The organism is Frankia sp. AgKG'84/4 (assembly GCF_023242965.2).
In the GTDB taxonomy this organism is placed as follows: Bacteria; Actinomycetota; Actinomycetes; order Frankiales; family Frankiaceae; genus Frankia.
Genome location: NZ_JALKFU020000950.1, coordinates 1 through 2,103, shown reverse-complemented (window position 1 = coordinate 2,103; position 2,103 = coordinate 1). Strand labels below are relative to the sequence as shown.

Annotated in this window: 2 protein-coding genes; one reads left to right on the top strand and one right to left on the bottom strand. The window is 73.4% G+C overall.

Going from position 1 to position 2,103, the window contains the following annotated elements; genetic code table 11:
- Positions 1–11: 11 nt before the first annotated feature.
- On the bottom strand, positions 12–1,115 hold the full coding sequence (locus tag MXD58_RS26235; protein ID WP_308302053.1) for a PP2C family protein-serine/threonine phosphatase: 1,104 nt from the start codon (positions 1,113–1,115) through the stop codon (positions 12–14).
- A gap of 236 nt (positions 1,116–1,351) precedes the next feature.
- On the opposite strand from MXD58_RS26235, the gene MXD58_RS26230 reads away from it, so the two are divergent.
- The coding region (locus MXD58_RS26230) for an acyltransferase family protein (protein ID WP_250610425.1) at positions 1,352–2,103 on the top strand (752 nt) is incomplete at its 3' end.

Sequence of the window (2,103 nt, the reverse complement as noted above, 5' to 3'; positions counted from 1 at the left end):
TCAGGCCGAGCTCACGGACGAGATCGCGCAGTCGCGGCGGCTCGGCGGCCCGGCCCGCCAACAGTTCGAGCACGTCGCAGTCCGCCGCGGGGCACCTCCACGGCGAGCAGGGCCGCGTCGTCGCTCTGCGCCGAGTGGGTCCAGGCGCGAACCCGCGTCAGCAGTCCGTCGAGGGCCTCGTCGAGGTCGGCCCGGGCGAACGACGCCTCCACCGCCGGCACCAGCGGCAGGAACCCGCGGGTCGCGGGGTCGCGGGCCTCGGTGATCCCGTCGGTGTAGAGCAGCAGCCGATCGCCCGCCCGCAACGTCACGTCCAGGGTGTTGTCCTCGGGGGACATCAGCCCCAGCGGCGCGAGCCGGGCGGCCACCTCGAGCGGCCGGGCCCGCCCGCCCCGCACGAGCAGCGGATCGGGGTGCCCCGCGTTGACCAGCCGCAGGCAGCGTCCTCGGACCTGGCCGACCACGGCGGTCACGAAGTCGTCCGGTCCGCAGACCTGCGCGGCCTCGGCGTCCAGGGCGGTGAGGATCGCCTGTGGGTCAGCCGCCTGCCGGGCGACCAGCCGGAAGCAGCCGAGCACCCTGCTCGCGATGCGCACCGCCTCGAGCCCCTTGCCGCGGACGTCCCCCACGAGCAGCCGGGTGCCCCAGGGCGTGTCGATGACCTCGTACAGGTCCCCGCCGATCACGGCCTCGGCGGCGGCGCTCTCGTAGCGCGCGGCGAACCGCAGGCCCCCGACGGTCCGCGGCACCGGGGTGAGGATCGTCTGCTGGGCGACCTCCGCCACCCGGCTGATGTTCTGCAGCTTCGTCTCCCGGCGGGTGTTGTACCGGCTGACGAGTACGGCGAGCACCGCCCCCACCGCCACCCCGCTCAGGCGCACCGACTGCGCGGCCGCGCCGCCGCCGGCCTTGCCGAACAGGTCGTCGTGCAGGCCAAGCAGCACCCCCGCGAGCACCGCCAGCACGCCGTACATCGCGGTCAGGCGCGGTCCGGCGAACGTGGCCGCGAGCATCGGGCAGAGGACAGCCAGTTCCAGGACGGTCCACTGCTTGTTGGCCAGTTGCAGCCCGACGACGACGCCCAGCATGAGCAGCGGCAGAAGGCCGACGACCACGCGGTTGACCCTGGCGGTGACGCTGGGCGGGCGGCCGGCCCGGCGAGCCGGGTGCGTCATGGCAAGCCACTACCCGCTGGTCGTGCCGCTGACGCGTGCACCCTTCCTGGAGTGTTCGGCCAAGGTGACCCCAAGGCGATGCCACCTGCGGATAAAGTCACGCCTGCACACCATGCCATCACATTCGGTGGCTGGGCGGCAAGCTGATCGTTTCGGCCGTGGGGGAGAGGGATCCGATGCCGCGATCCGGTGGTTCGACCACGACGGAGCCGGGTGAGCCGGCCGGCTCCGTCCCGGCCGCGGCGCGCCAGCGCTCGCCGCGCCGCGCCGCGACGGGGTACAACCCGGCACTCGACGGTCTGCGCGCCCTCGCCGTCCTGGCCGTCCTTGGCTTCCACCTGAACGTGCTGACCGGCGGGTTCCTGGGCGTCGACGTGTTCTTCGTGCTCAGCGGCTTCCTGATCACCGGGTTGCTGCTCGCCGAGCGGGACCGGACCGGCTCGGTGTCCCTGGGTCGCTTCTACACGCGCCGGGCCTTCCGGCTGCTGCCGGCGTTCGGGGTGTTCGTCGCGATCGGCGCGGTGCTCGTCGTGGCGGTGAAGACGCGGGCCGACCAGTGGGACTTCCTCGACAACGCGGTCACCTCGCTGCTCTACGTCAACAACTACTACCGGGTGCTGCGCCCCGACTCCGGTGGCGCCTGGTTCGGGCACACCTGGTCGCTCTCGCTGGAGGAGCAGTTCTACCTGCTCTGGCCGGTCGTGCTGATCCTGCTGTGCCGCCGGCCGGCGACCCGCCGGTGGCTGCCGCTGATCCTCGCGGCCGCCGCCGCCGGCGTCCTCGCCTGGCGGGAGGTGCTGATCGCCCTCGGAGCGGACGACCCGCGGATCTACTTCGGCCTCGACACCCGCGCTGACGCCCTGCTGGTGGGCGCCAGCCTCGCGGCCTGGGGTTGGCTCGGCACTCTGCTACCCGCCTCGCCCGGCCC